18 protein-coding genes are annotated in these 17,683 nt (G+C 45.4%); 9 read left to right on the plus strand and 9 right to left on the minus strand.

The features are described 5' to 3' along the window. The first annotated feature begins 107 nt into the window (after positions 1-107). The gene (pepB, locus tag MHN02_RS16595) at positions 108-1,391 is read left to right on the plus strand and encodes an aminopeptidase PepB (protein ID WP_110289375.1); all 1,284 of its coding nucleotides are present in this window, start codon (positions 108-110) and stop codon (positions 1,389-1,391) included. A 184-nt stretch (positions 1,392-1,575) separates the two neighbouring features. Here the strand turns inward: pepB and MHN02_RS16600 are convergent, their stop codons facing one another. Next, positions 1,576-1,758, minus strand: a complete 183-nt coding sequence (locus MHN02_RS16600; protein ID WP_014950994.1) for a hypothetical protein — start codon at positions 1,756-1,758, stop codon at positions 1,576-1,578. 437 nt (positions 1,759-2,195) lie between these two features. Here MHN02_RS16600 and MHN02_RS16605 point away from each other — a divergent pair, with 437 nt between their 5' ends. Both MHN02_RS16605 and MHN02_RS16610 read left to right on the plus strand, forming a co-directional pair. Continuing rightward, complete coding sequence (locus tag MHN02_RS16605; RefSeq protein WP_014977587.1) at positions 2,196-2,798, plus strand: YhgN family NAAT transporter; 603 nt, start codon at positions 2,196-2,198, stop codon at positions 2,796-2,798. Then, positions 2,799-3,377, plus strand: coding sequence for a YjaG family protein (locus tag MHN02_RS16610; RefSeq protein WP_014977586.1), 579 nt, complete (start codon positions 2,799-2,801; stop codon positions 3,375-3,377). Between the two features lie 133 nt (positions 3,378-3,510). Here the strand turns inward: MHN02_RS16610 and rsmD are convergent, their stop codons facing one another. After that, positions 3,511-4,194, minus strand: a complete 684-nt coding sequence (gene rsmD, locus MHN02_RS16615; RefSeq protein ID WP_039226844.1) for a 16S rRNA (guanine(966)-N(2))-methyltransferase RsmD — start codon at positions 4,192-4,194, stop codon at positions 3,511-3,513. A 66-nt stretch (positions 4,195-4,260) separates the two neighbouring features. Between rsmD and ftsY the strand changes: the two genes are divergently transcribed. Genes ftsY through ftsX form a run of 3 tightly spaced genes read left to right on the plus strand, consistent with a single transcriptional unit; the run spans position 4,261 to position 7,705 of the window. Further along, positions 4,261-5,988, plus strand: coding sequence for a signal recognition particle-docking protein FtsY (gene ftsY / locus MHN02_RS16620; RefSeq protein ID WP_239247417.1), 1,728 nt, complete (start codon positions 4,261-4,263; stop codon positions 5,986-5,988). Between the two features lie 26 nt (positions 5,989-6,014). After that, a complete protein-coding gene (gene ftsE, locus MHN02_RS16625) occupies positions 6,015-6,728 on the plus strand; it encodes a cell division ATP-binding protein FtsE (RefSeq protein ID WP_014950991.1) in 714 nt (237 codons plus the stop codon). Beyond that, on the plus strand, positions 6,725-7,705 hold the full coding sequence (gene ftsX / locus MHN02_RS16630) for a permease-like cell division protein FtsX (RefSeq protein WP_239247418.1): 981 nt from the start codon (positions 6,725-6,727) through the stop codon (positions 7,703-7,705). Before ftsE ends, ftsX begins: the two co-directional genes overlap by 4 nt. Positions 7,706-7,802: 97 nt before the next feature. Here the strand turns inward: ftsX and MHN02_RS16635 are convergent, their stop codons facing one another. Both MHN02_RS16635 and MHN02_RS16640 read right to left on the minus strand, forming a co-directional pair. Continuing rightward, positions 7,803-9,038 carry an EAL domain-containing protein gene (locus MHN02_RS16635; RefSeq protein ID WP_039226795.1) on the minus strand — a complete coding sequence of 412 codons (1,236 nt, stop codon included), beginning with the start codon at positions 9,036-9,038 and terminating at the stop codon, positions 7,803-7,805. 196 nt (positions 9,039-9,234) lie between these two features. Continuing rightward, positions 9,235-10,461, minus strand: coding sequence for an EAL domain-containing protein (locus MHN02_RS16640; RefSeq protein WP_239247420.1), 1,227 nt, complete (start codon positions 10,459-10,461; stop codon positions 9,235-9,237). Between the two features lie 604 nt (positions 10,462-11,065). Between MHN02_RS16640 and rpoH the strand changes: the two genes are divergently transcribed. Beyond that, positions 11,066-11,920: an RNA polymerase sigma factor RpoH gene (gene rpoH / locus MHN02_RS16645; protein ID WP_014950987.1), complete on the plus strand. Its 855-nt coding sequence runs from the start codon at positions 11,066-11,068 to the stop codon at positions 11,918-11,920. Positions 11,921-12,049: 129 nt separating this feature from the next. On the opposite strand, the gene MHN02_RS16650 is transcribed toward rpoH, so the two are convergent. The 3 genes from MHN02_RS16650 to pip form a co-directional block, all read right to left on the minus strand. Beyond that, on the minus strand, positions 12,050-12,964 hold the full coding sequence (locus MHN02_RS16650) for a bifunctional GNAT family N-acetyltransferase/hotdog fold thioesterase (RefSeq protein ID WP_014950986.1): 915 nt from the start codon (positions 12,962-12,964) through the stop codon (positions 12,050-12,052). 115 nt (positions 12,965-13,079) lie between these two features. After that, entirely contained in the window at positions 13,080-13,517 is a 438-nt protein-coding gene (dtd, locus tag MHN02_RS16655) for a D-aminoacyl-tRNA deacylase (protein ID WP_239247422.1), read from the minus strand. Next, a complete protein-coding gene (pip, locus tag MHN02_RS16660; RefSeq protein ID WP_039226790.1) occupies positions 13,514-14,491 on the minus strand; it encodes a prolyl aminopeptidase in 978 nt (325 codons plus the stop codon). The genes dtd and pip overlap by 4 nt, the downstream gene beginning before the upstream one ends. Positions 14,492-14,679: 188 nt before the next feature. On the opposite strand from pip, the gene MHN02_RS16665 reads away from it, so the two are divergent. Both MHN02_RS16665 and MHN02_RS16670 read left to right on the plus strand, forming a co-directional pair. After that, the gene (locus MHN02_RS16665; protein ID WP_014950983.1) at positions 14,680-14,922 is read left to right on the plus strand and encodes a hypothetical protein; all 243 of its coding nucleotides are present in this window, start codon (positions 14,680-14,682) and stop codon (positions 14,920-14,922) included. Further along, on the plus strand, positions 14,919-15,557 hold the full coding sequence (locus tag MHN02_RS16670) for a DUF2959 domain-containing protein (RefSeq protein WP_014950982.1): 639 nt from the start codon (positions 14,919-14,921) through the stop codon (positions 15,555-15,557). The genes MHN02_RS16665 and MHN02_RS16670 overlap by 4 nt, the downstream gene beginning before the upstream one ends. A 67-nt stretch (positions 15,558-15,624) precedes the next feature. On the opposite strand, the gene MHN02_RS16675 is transcribed toward MHN02_RS16670, so the two are convergent. Then, positions 15,625-16,509: a virulence factor BrkB family protein gene (locus MHN02_RS16675; RefSeq protein ID WP_014980485.1), complete on the minus strand. Its 885-nt coding sequence runs from the start codon at positions 16,507-16,509 to the stop codon at positions 15,625-15,627. 224 nt (positions 16,510-16,733) lie between these two features. Then, positions 16,734-17,621 carry a methylenetetrahydrofolate reductase gene (metF, locus tag MHN02_RS16680; RefSeq protein WP_014950980.1) on the minus strand — a complete coding sequence of 296 codons (888 nt, stop codon included), beginning with the start codon at positions 17,619-17,621 and terminating at the stop codon, positions 16,734-16,736. Between the last annotated feature and the right edge of the window lie 62 nt (positions 17,622-17,683).

Genomic DNA, 17,683 nt, shown 5'->3' on the forward strand with positions numbered 1-17,683 from the left:
AGCGAACAACAAGCGCAGTAAACAAGGCGCCAAAGAGTAACAAACATTTGTGCAAGCGCAAAAAGCGCTTTGCAATAATATAACGATGTAATAAGGAATAAAACGCGATGGCAGAATTTACCGTTAGCCTTTCTAGAAACAGTGCTGAAGCAGTGTGGGGCGAGAGTGCTAAGCTTTCTTTCACTGAATCAGGTGCAGTTATTCACCTGCCTGACGACAAGCTTAATGAGCGTTTAATTCAGCAAGCGGCAAGAAAGCTAGATGGCTTAAGCCTGCCAGCAGTTACGCTAAGCGGCGATTGGCACAAAGAGCAGCAGTGGGCTTTTGCACTTAGCTTCACGCGTGCCCGCAAACCAGCGTCAATAAAATGGGCCGAAACGGCTGACAAAGAAGCGCTAGAGCAAGAATATGCGGCGTTACTATTTACCCGTCAGCTGGTAAACGAAACACCTGAAGATCTAAGCCCTGAAACCTTAGCAACCCGAGCAGCACAGTGGCTTAAGTCACTGGGTGGTGACAAGGTAACCTACTCAATGACGGTAGGTGAAGATCTTAAAGAGCAGGGCTGGATTGGCATTTATAATGTGGGCCGCGGTAGTGAACGTCCGCCTGCAATGCTGGTACTTGATTACAACCCAACAGGTAATACGGATGCGCCGGTTGATGCCGTGCTAGTTGGAAAAGGCATCACCTTCGACAGCGGTGGCTACAGCATTAAATCAAGCGAAGGCATGTTAGATATGAAATGTGACATGGGCGGCGCAGCGACGGTAACAGGGGCATTAGGGCTATCTATTTCTCAAGGCAGTGAAAAGCGTATTCAGCTTATTTTGTGCTGTGCAGAAAACCTTATTAGCGGTCACGCTTATAAGTTAGGTGATGTGCTTACCTATAAAAATGGGGTAACCGTTGAAGTGGTTAATACCGATGCTGAAGGACGTTTAGTGTTGGCTGATGGCCTTATGGCGGCAACAGAGACGGGCGCACCGCTAATTATTGATGCAGCAACACTAACCGGTGCTGCAGTGGTTGCTTTGGGTTCTGACTACCATGGCGTATTCTCGTTAGATGATAATGCCCGCGAACAAATGCTTAAAGCAGCAAAGGCAGAAAACGAACGTTTTTGGCCGCTACCACTTGAAGATTTCCACGCAGAGCGCTGTCCATCGGCGTTCGCAGATACAGCAAACAGTCGCCCGATGAAAGGTGGCGGTGGTGGCGGTGCATCAAACGCTGCGGGCTTCTTATCACGCTTTGTTAAGCCAGAAGGCTGGGTACATTTGGATTTAGCCGCTGCTTACCATGGCGGGGCAACATCTGAAATGCCGGTAGGTGCAACAGCGAAAGGTATTCGCTCAATTGCGAGAATGCTGAAAGACTTCAGTGCATAAATAAAATAGCGTTCGACGCCTCCTATGGCTGTCGAACGCTACTCTACTCTATTTTTAAACGTCGCACGTTGTGCCACGTGGATGAGTAGAGGCAAAGCGAATAGCGTTACTTGAAATAACGTCGCTTCGCGCAAAAAATAAAAAGGGCGTGACTTTGTAAAAAATCACGCCCTTTTTCTGTAAATTAGATCCCGCCTAAACGCTCGGCTAGCGTTTTATAGCGTTCAACGTCGCCACTGTCGAAAAGTGGGTTACCGTCGGTGTCTTTATCTTTCGAAACCAAAAGGCTTTCACGCTCAAGGCGCTCTACGCGCACTTCTTGTACGCCAAGAAAAGCAGCCACTTCTTTAACAGTCATCAAACTCATTGCAATATTTCCTATTTTTGGTTGTTCTTATTGAGGATTAACAGGTTCCAACGCCGAACAAAGCGCAGAACATAACGTTAAACAAAATGATGTTACCCACTATTACATCAAAAGCTCTGGAGATAAGACATTATCCAAAAGGTGTAGAAAAAGCCAATTGGGCTGTTTGAATTCTGACCGTGAATAAGGCGAAAACACCGCTTAGAAATGACAAACACTTCTCCCTACGCTTTAGTAAAGCGCACTTTCGTTATTTTTCGAGTATTTTTTGCAGGCTCTAGATAAATGAAAAACAATCATGCCTTAAAAGGTGTTTTTAACTAAGTCAGCTTGGTTTACCATTGCGCGCCTAAAACGACCATCTGTAAGAACTTTGAGTTATACTCAATGGTTTACGCGCAAACGGGCTTAGCCTCACAACCGGAGACAGTAAAAAAATGGATACTTGGTCTGCTGCCATCATGCTCTTTTTGATCATGGATCCCTTAGGTAACCTCCCTGTGTTCATGTCGGTACTCAAATCGATAGAACCAAAGCGTCGTCAAGTCATCCTAATTCGAGAATTATTATTTGCTCTTGGCATCCTGTTTCTCTTTTTGTTCAGTGGCCAATCGGTTCTCAATTTTCTGAACGTGGAACAAGAGACAGTAAGTATCGCTGGGGGAATTATTCTGTTCCTTATTGCGCTTAAAATGATTTTTCCATCATCTGGTAACCCCAGTGGATTAGCTGTAGGTGAAGAACCTTTTCTAGTACCTCTAGCTATTCCTATGATAGCGGGCCCTTCAACGCTGGCTGCGCTTATTCTTCTTGCCAACCAAGCGCCAGACAGAATGGCTGACTGGTCGATTGCGCTTGCGGCTTCATGGTCGATAAGCGCAGTGATCTTACTATTTTCAAATGTGTTCCATAAAATTCTGGGGGAGCGCGGTCTAGTTGCGATGGAGCGATTAATGGGTATGATCCTAGTTATGATTGCTATCCAAATGTTGCTGGATGGCGTTACCCAATATTTCATGCATGCCACTGGAGCCCTTTAAATGGCAAAGCAAAAACTTAATACCTTTGGGCGCGTTCGCGCCTTGGAAGGCTGGAAAGCCGTTGCATTCGGTGCTGCATTACTTGAGCGTATGCTACCCAACTACACGCTTTTCTGTGAATTAACGGAAAGTGGTGATGCAAGCGCATTGCGCAACTGTTTGAATTTGGTGTGGGAAACGTTGAAATCACCCAAGAGCAAATTCAACATTGCGGTACAGCTTGAGAAAGTTGAAGTGGCTACACCTGATACCAGTGAGCATGACAACTATGGCGTTTATCCAGCAATTGATGCAGCTATTGGTCTAGCTGGTTTGCTAAATTTGATGGCAGGCGACGATCCGCAAGGCGCAGTGGTCATCAGCAAGTTATCGCAAGGCAGCGTAGAAGCCTATTTGCTAGAAAGCGAAGAAGCCGATGACGAGACTGTAAAAGGGCATCCGCTGATGGAGTTTGAAGTTGAGGTACAAAACGAATTGCTTGATTATGTAGAGCAAGCCAAATACCCAGCGAAAGCGGCAGACGAAATGAAAGCACTTGCCTTGGAAGCTGGAATCTCCAATATTGGTCTTGAGCTTTAATGACAATGCAACTTGATCTTGCTTAGGTAAAACGAGCAAAAGATCCTTAGCTCTTATGCTCAATAAAAGCCGTGTACTTAGTTAAAGGTCACGGCTTATCGCTCCTCAATTGAGGCACTTCAATCGTTATCAATCAACATATCTCAATTAGCATATAGCGCAGCGCGCTAGTTTGTTTGTCTTTAATAATTTGCCAATGGGCGGGGAGAGCGGGCGTTGTTAGCGCACTTTCGTGCTCTAAATACACCACGCTACCACTATGAACAAGTTTGTTATCTTCTAGCGCAGCCAGCGTAGGTGCTACCAATGATTTCGCAAAAGGCGGATCGACAAAAACAATATCGTAAGGCGCTTGGCTGATGCCTTTTAAAATACCTAGTGCGTCCCCTTGATGAACGGTTGCTGACGCCAGTTCATTTGCTTTTAATAAGGTAAGATTACTTTTAAGCTGGCTTGCTGCCTGTTTATCCAACTCTATAAAATCACAATGTGCTGCATAGCGAGACAGAGCTTCTAAACCTAGCCCACCAGAACCCGCAAATACATCCAAGCAGCGTGCATCGTTTATGTAAGGCATTAACCAATTAAACAAAGTTTCTTTGTTCCTGTCTGTAGTTGGCCTTAACCCTTCTGCATTGAGTACGGGTAACTTTCTACCACGCCATTGGCCACCGATAATGCGTATTTGCCCAGGACTATTTGTGCTTTGGGTTTTCCCTGATTTTTTCCCTTTTTGGGATGAATAAGGTTTTTTTGCAGAAGATGGTGCCCGAGTAGGGCGAGAAACTCGCTTCATAGTGGCTGACAATGGTATCATGCGTTCATACATTAGGCGGCAAGTGTAGCCGAAATTGCTAAGAATTTATAAGGATTTGTCCTAACGATGTCGAAACTTTTTGGCTGGTTCAGTAAGAACAAAAAAGCAGATAAACAAAAAGCCCAAGCGGAAGAAGAAGCTCGCTTAAAGGCAGAGGCTGAAGCAGAGGCGAAAGCCAAAGCGGAAGAAGAGGCCCGCGCAAAGGCGGAGGCTGAAGCGCAGGCGAAGGCGCAAGCGGAAGAAGAAGCGCGCGCTAAGGCAGAAGCTGAAGCACAGGCGAAGGCTAAAGCGGAAGAAGAGGCCCGCGCTGAGGCAGAGGCTGAAGCAAAGGCGAAGGCACAAGCGGAAGAAGAGGCCCGCGCTAAGGCAGAAGCTGAAGCACAGGCGAAGGCGCAAGCGGAAGAAGAGGCTCGCGCAAAGGCAGAAGCTGAAGCAGAGGCGAAGGCTAAAGCCGAAGAAGAAGCGCGTGCAAAGGCAGAAGCTGAAGCACAGGCGAAAGCCCAAGCGGAAGTAGAAGCCCGCGCAAAGGCAGAGGCTGAAGCACAGGCGAAGGCGCAAGCGGAAGAAGAGGCTCGCGCTAAGGCAGAAGCTGAAGCGCAGGCGAAGGCTAAAGCGGAAGAAGAGGCCCGCGCAAAGGCAGAGGCTGAAGCGCAGGCGAAGGCTAAAGCGGAAGAAGAGGCCCGCGCAAAGGCAGAGGCTGAAGCACAGGCGAAAGCCCAAGCGGAAGAAGAAGCGCGTGCAAAGGCAGAGGCTGAAGCACAGGCGAAAGCCCAAGCGGAAGAAGAGGCTCGCGCTAAAGCAGAAGCACAGGCTAAAGCCAAAGCCGAAGAAAAGCCTAAAGAGAAAAAGTCGTTATTTGCACGTTTAAAAGAAAGCCTATCTCGTACAAAAGAAAACCTAGGCAGTGGTATTGTTAGCCTGTTTAAAGGCAAAACCATCGATGACGAGCTGTACGAAGATCTTGAAACACAACTGTTAGTTGCTGACGTGGGCATGGATACTACGCAAAAAATCATCGATCACCTAACCGATAGTGCTTCTCGAAAAGATTTAAAAGATGCCGAAGCCTTGCTGGAGATCATGAAGCAGCAAATGTCTGGCATGTTGTCTCAAGTGAATCAGCCTCTGTCAGAAGTGATGCAGGCCCATGATTCCAGTGAAGGTCCGTTCGTTATCTTAATGGTTGGCGTAAATGGCGTAGGTAAAACCACGACTATTGGTAAGCTGGCTAAGCAGTTCCAGCAAGAAGGTAAGAAAGTGATGCTTGCTGCGGGTGATACCTTTAGAGCGGCGGCGGTTGAACAGCTTCAAGTATGGGGCGAGCGCAACGATATTCCGGTTATCGCACAGCACACTGGCGCTGACAGTGCATCGGTACTTTACGATGCATTAGAAGCAGCGAAGTCGCGCGGCACAGATATCCTTATTGCCGACACGGCAGGGCGCTTGCAAAATAAGAACAACTTGATGGAAGAGCTTAAGAAAGTGGTTCGCGTAATGAAGAAAATTAATCCGAATGCGCCTCACGAAGTTATGCTTACATTGGATGCAGGTACAGGCCAAAACGCCATTAGCCAAGCCAAGTTGTTTAATGAAGCCGTGGGCTTAACAGGCATCACGCTTACCAAGTTAGACGGCACAGCGAAAGGCGGTGTTATATTCTCTATTGCCGATAAGTTCAAAATTCCTATAAGGTATATAGGTGTTGGCGAAAGCATTGATGATTTACGCCAGTTTGACGGACAAGAATTTATTGATGCGTTGTTTAGCGAAATGGACACACCTGAAAGCTAAAACCAGCAAAGCGGTAGGGAAAAATAATGATAAAGTTTGAGCAGGTAAGCAAAACCTATCCGGGCGGACAACGTGCGCTAAGCAAGGTGAATTTTCATATTGCGCCGGGTGAAATGGCCTTTTTAACAGGGCATTCTGGCGCAGGAAAAAGCACGCTACTTAAACTTATCAGCCTAATGGAGCGCCCAACAGTAGGGCGCGTTCTTATTAATGGCCACGACCTTAACGCCATTACCCGTCGAGATATTGCCTATATACGTCGCGATATCGGCATGATCTTCCAAAGTCACCAGCTGCTAATGGACAAGTCGGTTTTTGACAACGTGGCGTTACCGCTAGTCATTGAGGGTTACACCCACAAAGAAATTCGCAAGCGCGTAGAAGCTGCACTTGAAATGGTAGGCTTAAGAGACAAAGCGCGTTGCCTTCCCATTACGTTATCAGGGGGGGAGCAGCAGCGAGTAGGTATTGCTCGAGCTGTCGTAAACAAGCCGCCGTTATTGCTGGCAGACGAGCCAACCGGAAACCTCGACCCCAAGCTTTCCATGGAAATCATTCGCCTGTTTGAAGACTTCAATCAAGCGGGCGTGTCTGTACTTATTGCAACCCATGATTTAGGGCTGATTGCTCGCATGCGTTATCGCACGCTGACCCTCAAAAATGGTCAAATGATCACCGATGGCCTTACTGACGACCTTGATGGCACTAGTTCAGCCAGCAGTGAAGGAGCCTGGTCATGAGTATTTTATTTAAAGGGCGTGCAAAAGGGGCGTCTTCTGCCAAAGTGGGCTTTATCCAATCTATTGTGATGTTCTTTGTCAGCCATGTGCGCCAAGCGCTGGCGAGTCTTGGAGAGCTGTGGCGTCAGCCGCTGGCATCTTTAATGACTATTGGGGTACTAGGCCTGAGTATTACGCTACCAAGTACGCTTTATATCATGGTGAAAAATACTGAGAAAATTACAGCAGGCTGGGATCAGGCGTCAGAAATATCTCTGTTTTTAAAGCCAGATATCAACGAGGCAAGTTCGCAACAGCTGGTGGCACGATTAAATAGCTGGTCTGAAATAGACAGCGTTGTTTATATTCCAGCGGATGATGCGCTTAAAGAATTTCAGCACTTGTCAGGATTGGGCGATGCCATCGCCTATCTAGAGAAAAACCCACTGCCTGATGTAGTGCTAGTAACGCCAAACGAAAAACACGCGTCGCCGACCGCAGCCAAAGCACTGCTAGATAAACTGCGACAGCAGCGCGAAGTTGATATAGGTAAACTTGATATCGAATGGTTAGAGCGTTTATATGCCATTATCGATATTGCCAGAGACTTGGTTACGCTAATAGGATTACTACTTTTCATCGCCGTTGTACTAATTATTGGTAACACCATTCGTCTGAATATTTTGAACAAGTATGACGAAATCGTAGTGATGAAGCTGGTTGGCGCAACCGATGCGTTTATCCATCGCCCGTTTTTATATACAGGCTTCTGGTATGGCCTATTGGGCGGACTAATGGCGTGGTTTGCCGTTATTATCATACTATGGTGGATGGATAGCAGCATCACTACGTTTGCCGCTATGTATCAGAAGGATTTCAACATTACCGGATTAACCGGTTCTGCATTGCTGACTATGCTGGGACTATCGGTGCTGCTCGGTTTACTGGGCTCACTTATCTCTGTGCAGCGTCATGTAAGGGAAATAGAGCCCAAGTAGTCGTAGACGTGAGTATACTTACACGCCTACAGTGCGAAATATATAAGTCACTGTATGACGTTATTGGCGGTAAGTAGGCGTGTTCTTAGTTTTGTACTTAAGCTATCGCACGGGGATAGTGTGAGGAGATAGCGCTGCGCACTCCATTGCCCCAAATGATGGCTTGGTTATACAGCATATGCAGCTGCTTCTGGTCAATATTAAGCACTTTAGCTTGTTTTATGACATTCATCCAAAGGGCGCTTTCAAAGGCGCGAACCAAAGTCATATAGCTGTTCATTTCTAAGTTCTTGCCAAGTAGTGCATCGTTAACCTCATCGGAAAGCGGCAGCTGCTTTACAATGTCTGTCATAGACTGATCAAGTAACCCTTCAAGAAGCGAAAATAAACCAACCAAAAAGGAGATGGGCGGATTATTTCTAAGACCTCTACGCTCAGCAAGTAAGTCGAAAAACTTAGCGCGAACTAAAGACATATGAATGATTTCAAGGGGCTTTTCATCGCCTAAGTTCGTTAAACTTAATAAAGCGATGAATTTCTTAATCTCTACTTCACCCATGTAATTAAGCGCGTGCTTTAGTGATGTAATTTTGTAACGCTTATTAATAGTCGGGTTATTGATAAACTTCAGCAATAAGAAGCTTAAGGTGGCGTCTCGCTCTATAATTTGGCTGATACGGTCTATGTCAAAGTCGCTGCTAGAGCTTTCGCCCATCAAATCAACAATGTTCATTTTAGACGCAGGAAGCTGTCGTAGAATACGTGCTTCCGGTTGCGAGAAAAAATAACCCTGGAAGAAGTCGAAACCCAAATCTACGCACGTTGAAAAATTATCTTGCGTATCAACCTGTTCCGCCACTAATTGCACGTTCGCATCGTGATAGCGCGGAATGTGCTTTTCAATGGTTTCAAAGCGGGTTTTTGTCACATCGACTTTCACAATATCGATAAGAGGAAATATGTCGTGTTTTGAACCCACCATCATGGGATCATCGATAGCTAGCTTAAAGCCAAGTTGCTTTATGTGCTGGCATGCTTCGAATAGTCCGCTGGTGTTGTCGGATGGATCAGCCAGTTCAACCACTACCGACTCAGGGTTAAGCGATGTAGGAAAGCGCGAAATAATTGTATCTGACGAGAACGTGATAAAAGACGTTTTTTCGCCGCTGATATCATCAAGCCCAAGTGGATGGAAGTGCTCAGAAATATACTTAGCTTTCTCTTCGTTATGTTCCGGATAAGCACCAGACTTGCCATCTCTGAACAGAAGCTCATAGGCGAAAACACTTTTGCTTTTATCTAAAATAGGCTGGCGAGCTATAAACGCGAACATAATCTATTCCTGATACAACACGGTTAAGGTTATTTTTATTGTTATATTTAGAGGCTTAGCTAGCGCTACGTCACACGCTAAGGTTAGGTGTTCTTTAATGTGTAATCCAAAAGAACTGACCCTAGTCTATGATATGTAAGCGCAATCTAACAACTATTCAACGATTAATTTCACATCAACTGGCGTAATCGTAGGCTTAGTTGTCGTTCAAAGCGGCCTTATGAATGTGTTTAGCCCACTTTATCGCTTCGTTGTAATAACTATGCAGAAGACTCTGTTTAACACCATACTTTGTTGCGAATTGCTGAATGCCCGTCCATTTAGCTCTTTCAAAGAATTGTGACAGCGTCAGGCAGTTGCGAAGCACACCAGGGCTTCCGCACAGGGCATCTTTAACGTCGTCACTAATTGGAACCTTGCTGACCAAATCGTCAATTCGCTGTTCCATCATGGCATCAAGCAAAGAAAGCAGGCCAATAAGAAAACCTTTTAACGGGTCATCGGCACCTTTAAGCTGGGTGTAGACCAGTTCACAGAACTTTGCGCGAACAAGCGCCATTTGCATTAGCTCAGTAGGCTGACCATCGCTTAGGTTTGCAAGAGCCAGCAATGATATGAACTTCTTCACTTCTACTTCGCCCATAAAGGTTAACGCGTGTTTAAGTGACGTTATTTTATGTCGCTTGTTGACCAGAGGATTGTTGATAAACCGCAGCAGCAAGTAAGTAAGCGAGGGATCTCGTTCAATGATTTTGTTTACTTCATCGAAATTCAGCTTTGCCTGGCTACTTAGCGTAAGTAACTCCATCATGGTTAGGCTGCTGGGCCCTAACTTTCTGTGCCTTACAATTTCGGGTTTAGCTAGAAAGTATCCTTGGAAATAGTCGAAACCCATATCTTTGAATTTATTGAATTCTTCATAGGTCTCAATTTTTTCTGCAACCAACTGTATTTTGTTCGATTTGAAGCGTTCGACAAGGGCGGGAATTTTTTCGTGGGGGATCTCTGTAATGTCAATTTTGACTATGCTGGTAAATGGAATGAATGCTTCCCACTTGCCTTTCATGTCATAGTCGTCAAGAGCAATAGGATAGCCAAGACCTCGAATATGTTTGCAAGCGGCTACCAGCGCATCATCAACGTCAACGGTTTCTACAATCTCAATGACCACTTTGCTTGCATCCAGAGAGGTCGGAAAACGAAACATAAGTGTGTCGCGGTGAAAGTTGATGAAGGCTTTCTTATCTCCGGTTATCTCCTCAATACCTAAGCTTAAATGGGTAGAGGTAAGAATTTTCGAGGTAGCCTCGTCAGGAGGTATATCGGGAAAGCAGTTATCTTCTCCAACACGAAAAAGTAGTTCGTAGGCGTAAACTTCTCTGTTTACATTAAATATGGGCTGTCTAGCGACGTAAGCAAACATCAAGATCCTCTTTGCTTCACTTGCCTTACTCCTTTCCTTAAGTATTTCCCTTCCAGTCTTTTATAATTGTTGTCTGGAAAATGCTGTACAGCGGTTGTAGTGCAAAATCGATTAATTCAATCTATTATTTTCAGTTTCCAGCCAGAAAAGCAAGGTATAAGATGACATATACAAGGTTTATATACTGTATTGACGCGCAGGCACCTTGCTGACTTATCTTAGAGATAGTGGAAATCTTATGTTTCGGATAACTAGCGTGTAATAAATAAGCGTTGGATTTCATACCAGTGAGATTAGGCTTCACTTTGGTATGTGTAATTAAAGTATAATGATGTAGTGGTTAAATGACCGACCCAAAGGCACGATGGCAGAAAGTGCAGCGTGTCATTCGATGTGAAGTCGATAGTCTAGGCTTAGTGTTTGCGGTGAATGCATTCGTAAATGGACCGCAAGCTTTAAAGTTGAACTTTTTTTCTTAATTTAGGTCTTGATATTGTAGAAATAGTCACTATACCTACATATCGGTTAGACTTCATATCTTAATTAGGTCTCGCGCAGCTTCGGTTACTTTGCTAATATGAAGCGGCAATAAATGAGGTGAACAATGAGCAACAATTTGCAATCTATGGCCCTGTCAGTGCCACACAGCGGTAGCATTGAAGGCTACATCCAAGCTGTAAGCAGCATTGATATGCTTAGCGCTGAGGAAGAGCGCGAGTTGGCAGTGCGCCTTCGCGAAGACGAAGACTTACAAGCCGCTCGTAAGCTAGTAATGTCACATCTTCGTTTTGTAGTGCACATTGCAAAATCTTACTCAGGTTATGGCTTACCACAAGCCGACTTAATTCAAGAAGGTAACATCGGTCTGATGAAAGCCGTTAAGCGTTTCGACCCAACGGTGGGCGTACGTTTGGTTTCTTTCGCGGTACATTGGATCAAAGCAGAAATTCATGAGTTTGTACTTAAAAACTGGCGAATAGTGAAAGTTGCGACAACCAAAGCGCAGCGCAAACTATTCTTTAACCTTCGTAAGGCGAAGAAGCGTCTTGGTTGGTTTACTCATGACGAAGTGCAAACAGTAGCGAACGAATTAGGCGTGAGTACAAAAGAAGTGCTTCAAATGGAAGCGCGTATGAGCTCTCAAGACCAAGCGTTCGATTTAACTGCGGACGAAGATGAAACAGGCAATTTTGCGCCAGTTCAGTATTTAGAAGACAAATCTTCAGATGTTGAAACTGACGTAATCAACAACGACTGGGATACAGCGGCGAGCAAGCGCTTGTACTCAGCGATTAAAACGCTAGACGAGCGTAGCCAAGATATCATCGAAACTCGTTGGTTAGCAGACAACAAGATTACTCTGCAAGACTTAGCTGATAAATATCAGGTTTCTGCAGAGCGTGTTCGTCAAATTGAAAAGAACGCGATGAAAAAGCTTCAAGCAGCTATGGTCGCGTAGTACACGCAGTGCATAGCTTACAAATAGCTTAACGACGAAAAAAGCGCCTTAACGGCGCTTTTTTTATGAGTGGATTTTTGTTCTTAATGACGGCTCGTACGAATTAGTGATGATCGCTAATCCGTAACGCTACTCTTCTTCATTTTTAGAGGGAGGAAGTACGTAGAATACCCCTTCAAATTCCGCCACAGGGGTGTCGCCATCTAAAATTGCCACACTCAGCTCAAACCTTGCCTTGTTGTCGTTCTCTAGCGGCTTGAATTTTCCAGACAAGGTTTCAATATTACAGATTGCCCTTGGTTTCATCGTGATGGGTTTGTGGTAATGGATATCACCATCGCCCAATACAATGTCACCGTCTAATCCACGCTCTTTAAGCTGCAAGTAAATCATGCCCCAGCCAGTTAGTGTAGCTAGAGAAAAAATACTGCCAGCAAACATAGTGCCGTGAATATTGATGTTTTTGTTTAATGATGCACGGGTTTCAAGCGTGCGGCCTGTGTACTGGTAAAGCTTAATTCCCATGTGCTCGGTAATGGGAATGGTCTCAGACCATGTCTCTTGCAGTGATTTACACCACTTAGGGTGAAGTACTAATGTGTTGTTTTCAGTGAACTTCTTGACCATTTGTTGACGTTTAAGCATGCCTAGCTCGTTAGGCGCTTCACGCTCAACTTCAAAGCCACATGCGCTAAAAAAGTCGATAGATATTTCGCGGCTGTTCGTTACAGCGCGCTCGGCGCCCAAGTCTTTCGCAACGTTTTCTAGTGCGGCCATGATCATTTGGCCTAAGCCCTTGCGTTGATGGCCTGGGTGAACCGCAATGTGACGAATTTGTGCCTCTTCGGCTGTGTTCAAATGAACACGGCCGCAAGCTACAATTTCGCCATTTCGGTTAGTAATAATACGGTGCTCTGCGACTTGCTCATATTCGTCTTTTTCAGAGCCTGGAGGGAAATTCCATGGCTGGCGTAAGTGTTCCCACCGAAAATGAAAATAGGCTTCAAACTCGGCATCGCTTTTTGGTGTGACTACCTTGTACACAATAAACCGGCCTTCTTAAATGAATGAACGAGTATTTAAACGTAAGAATACATGCGGTACAAGCTTAATTATGTAAGCAAGTTTGGGATGCTGACGAAGCGTACGATTTTACCCGCTAAACGCTAAATTGAAAGGTGACGGGGCCGTCATTAATTAGGCCTACTTGCATATCAGCGCCGAACTCGCCGGTGGCCACCACCATACCTTTATTTTTTAGAGACTGAACGAACTTTTCATAAATGGCTTGGCCGTGTTCTGGCGATGCACCGCGTGAAAAACCAGGACGATTACCTTTCTGCGTATCGGCTACGAGTGTGAACTGAGAGACCACCAGTATTTCGCCTCCCACTTGCTCAACATTTAGGTTCATTTTTCCGTCTTCGTCACTGAACATGCGATATCGACAGAGCTTATTTGCTAACTTCTCTATCTCCGCGTCACCGTCGTCTTTCTCAACACCCAAGAGCACCAGCATGCCTTTACCAATTTCGCCGATAACATTACCGGCAACGGTGACATTGGCTTCCGATACGCGTTGAATTAGTCCTATCACTTCGACGACTCCTGAATAAAGCGAGACATGTCGCGGGTAGCACGGCAGAGCGCGTAACCTATACTAGGCTCGGAAGTACTGTGCCCCGCGTCGGGGATAATTTGTAGCTGACTTTGAGGCCACGCTTTGTGAAGTGCCTCTGCCGCTTCTGTTTTGCAGATCATGTCGTAACGACCATGTACGATTGTTCCAGGAATATGACTTATTTTGCTAATGTTTTCAAGAATATAGTTTTCATCTAGGAAACATTGATTAGATAGGAAATGGCATTCCAATGTGGCTAAACAGGTGACCAGCTGCATAGGGTAATTAGTTGTCGAATCACCCACACCAGGTGGTAGAGTTATACGAGAAAGTCTCTCTTCCCATTGGTACCATCTTTTAAGCGCTGAATGTCTTAGTACATCATTGCTAGAACGCACCATTGCGCTATAGAAATCACAGACTGAATTAGAGGTCACAGGCTTAGGCACATCTTTTGTAAATTTCCGGTAATACTCGGGAAATAACTGAGCTGCACAGCCATTTGGCGATAAAAACCAATCCCTGTCTTCCTGTCGAGCTAAAAATACGCCACGTAGAATGAGTCCTGTCACTCGCGGCGTGTACTTTAACGCGTAGAGCAGGGCGAGTGTCGAACCCCACGAACCGCCAAACAAGAGAAATTTTGGAATTGAAAGGTGTGTACGCAATGCTTCGATATCTTCAACATTCGACCACGTGTCGTTATTTAGCGTGTCAGCTATAGGCGTAGAGCGGCCGCAACCACGTTGCTCATAGCCGATAATGCGATACTTATTGCTGTCAAAAAAGCATTTGTAATTAGGGGGTAAGCCTGCACCTGGACCTCCGTGAATAAAGAGTACGGGGATGCCGTTTGGATTACCACTTTGCTCGAAGTAAAGCGAATGCCCACTTCCCACTTCGATAAATCCATTTTCATAGTAGGTAACATCGGGGTAAAGTCGTTTCATTTTGTTTCTGCGCGTTGTGTGAGTGCCTGTTTTAGTTTAGTTTATTGTTATACAAACGGTTGCGTGCTGACTGCTTCAACGCTGTTTATGCTTGTAAAATAAGCGATAAATCTTAAGTGTATACTATAGAACAAGTGTCATTACGTGCTAGCTAATCATATTATAGTCATAAATGCGAGGATGTTTATATGGCAGGTCAAGGATCGGGCGGTAATGTAATCGCCGCAATTTGTAACTTCTTTATTCCTGGTTTAGGTCATTTGGTTCAAGGCAGAATACTGGGCGCGCTGTTCTATTTCATTACCGTAGGCGTGTGCTATGCCCTGGCTGCGACCGTCGTTCTTGCTATCGTATTCTGGCCATTAGGTGCCATTTTGCATCTAATCAGTATTATAAGCGCAGCGCGCTTTAGAGGTGGAGTAACCGCATGAAGCTACTTGCATCAGCATTTGTTGCTATGCTTGCCCTTAGTGGGTGTCAGTCTGCATATTACGCAGCATGGGAAAAGGTGGGCGTTGAAAAGCGCGACATCTTAGTCGACCGCGTTGAAAACGCTAAAGAGTCACAAGAAGACGCACAAGAGCAGTTTAATTCGGCGCTGGAGGCATTTAGCGCGGCCGTTGCATTTGATGGCGGAGAGCTAGAAGACGTTTACAACCGCTTAAATGGTCAGTACGAAGACAGCGTTGCTGCTTCAGAAGAAGTGAGTTCACGTATTGATAAGGTGGAAAGTGTAGCTGAGGCTTTATTCGATGAATGGTCTGAAGAGCTAGAGAAGTATGAGAACGCATCGCTGAAGCGAGATAGCGCAGCGAAGCTTCGCGAAACTAAGCGTCGTTACGCTTCACTAATGACGGCTATGCGCAAAGCGGAAAGTAAAATGCCGCCGGTATTAAGCGCGCTTCAAGATAATGTGCTGTACTTGAAGCACAACTTAAATGCCAGCGCGATAGGCGCACTGCAGGGCGAACTCTCTACTATCGAGAACAACGTCGCTCAGCTTATCAGACAAATGAATTCTGCTATTGCAGAGTCTGATGCGTTTATTTCTTCAATGAAAAACTAGCTTTTAAGCAGTAATAGATAGAGAGGGAGCGAGAAGCTCCCTTTTTTATTAAAAACTGAAGGGCTGGTTATTCTTGAGGTACCTTGCGGGGTTCGTTTTCTGCTTTTCGGTTTTCAAACGCTTCACCCAGGCTGCAGGTAAATTCAGCACCAAACAGCACAATTATCCACGACAAATACACCCATAAAAACAGAATGGGTACCACCGCAAGCGCGCCGTAAATAAGTTCGTACGAAGGAAAGTTCGTAACATATAGCGCAAAGCCTGACTTGGTAATTTCAAAAGCGATAGTAGCCACGATAGCGCCCACCAGTGCGTGACGAGCAAAGACCCTTCTATTAGGAACCACCATGTATAAAATGGTGAAAGCAAGCATGGCTGCGCCGCTTGGTACAAGGCTGAGTAAGAAAGTACCAAGACCTGGTGTGTATTCTTCGGTGAATGCCGCTAATCCCGTCAAATAAGAACTGACCACCACACTGGAGCCGATTAACATAGGACCAAGAGTGATCACCATCCAGTAAATAGCAAAGGTATACACAATCGGTCTGTCACTTTGCGTACGCCAAATTCTATTCAGGGTTTTATCTACGTTTGATATAAGCATTAACGCAACGACCAGCAGCGACAAAATACCAATAGCACTCATTTGTGAGGCATTGCCTACAAAATCGGTCATGTATTTATGCACCACATCACTGGCGGTTGGTACAAAGTTGCTAAAAACAAAATGTTCGAGTTTGCTTCTCACAGATGCGAAGGCAGGAAAAGCCGACATAATGGTAAAGGTCACCATGATAAATGGTACTAAAGATAACAACGTTACATAGGCTAAGTGCCCAGCAGAGATAGTAATATTGTCTTCTCTACAGCGCTTTATGAAAATGCTAAAGAGATCTCTAACCTGAGGAGTAACATTGTTATATAAGGCTTTAACCTTGTCTAAATCCACTCAATTTCTCCTGACGATACCGTGTAAATGGTAAACAGCGCGGTCTTATCTATGCGGACCGTTATAAAGCATCGATAGTTCATTACATGTTATATCAGATGGTAACTGCGGGCGGCCTTGGTGGCAAAGTTTAATGCAGGCTTTATACAATAAAGGCGCATTGACTGCGCCTTTTGTGGAGTACTTCGTTAAAAAAGTAAGCACGGTCCTCATTGTCGTATGTATTAAGCGCCTGAACGCACGCCGAGCATGTGGCAGATGGCGTAGCTTAATTCACTGCGGTTCAACGTATAGAAATGGAAGTGTTTTACCCCTTCTTTAGCCAATACCTTTACCTGATCCATGGCGATGTTAGCACCTATTAGGTTACGTGTGGCTTGGTCGTCGGCATCAAGGCCGTCGAACATTTTGTGTAACCATCCCGGCACATGAACATTTGTGAACCCCGCAAATTTCACCAGTGTTTGGTAGTTGGTTACCGGCAAAATACCCGGAACGATATCTAAGTCGACACCCGCTGCGGCTGCACGGTCTCTAAATCGAAGGTACACACTCGTATCGAAAAAGAACTGGGTTATCGCTTCTGTGGCACCTGCTTCTGCTTTGCGCTTGAGGTTTAGTAAATCAAACTGCGCATTTGGTGCTTCAGGGTGCTTCTCTGGATAGGCAGCAACAGAAATATCAAAATCGGCAACGTCTTTTAGCAAGGCAACAAGATCAGAGGCATACATCTCTGTCTTTTCTACTCCTGGCGGTAAATCGCCACGAAGCGCAACAATACGGCGAATACCTGAGTCCCAGTAGTCTTTTGCAATTTGCTTAAGCTCATCACGGCTAGCATCAACACAGGTCAAGTGAGGAACCGCCGCGACACCGGTTTGCTGCTGAATGCGTTTTACAACGTCGTGGGTTCTGTCACGCTCACCGCTATTCGCGCCGTAGGTTACCGACATGTAGCTTGGCTTTAGTGGCGCGAGACGTTCAACTGACTTCCACAGGGTCTGTTCCATGGCTTCCGTTTTAGGCGGAAAGAATTCAAAAGATACATCAATATCACGCAGTTCCGACAGGGACTGGTTTAATGCATCGATACCTTGTGCGTAAGAAACCATGGCTTTTTCTCTCAAAAATGTATTCTTATAGACGTTTAGACGTCTAAATTAAAGAATATATG

The organism is Alteromonas sp. CNT1-28 (genome assembly GCF_022348345.1).
Lineage (GTDB): Bacteria > Pseudomonadota > Gammaproteobacteria > Enterobacterales > Alteromonadaceae > Alteromonas > Alteromonas macleodii.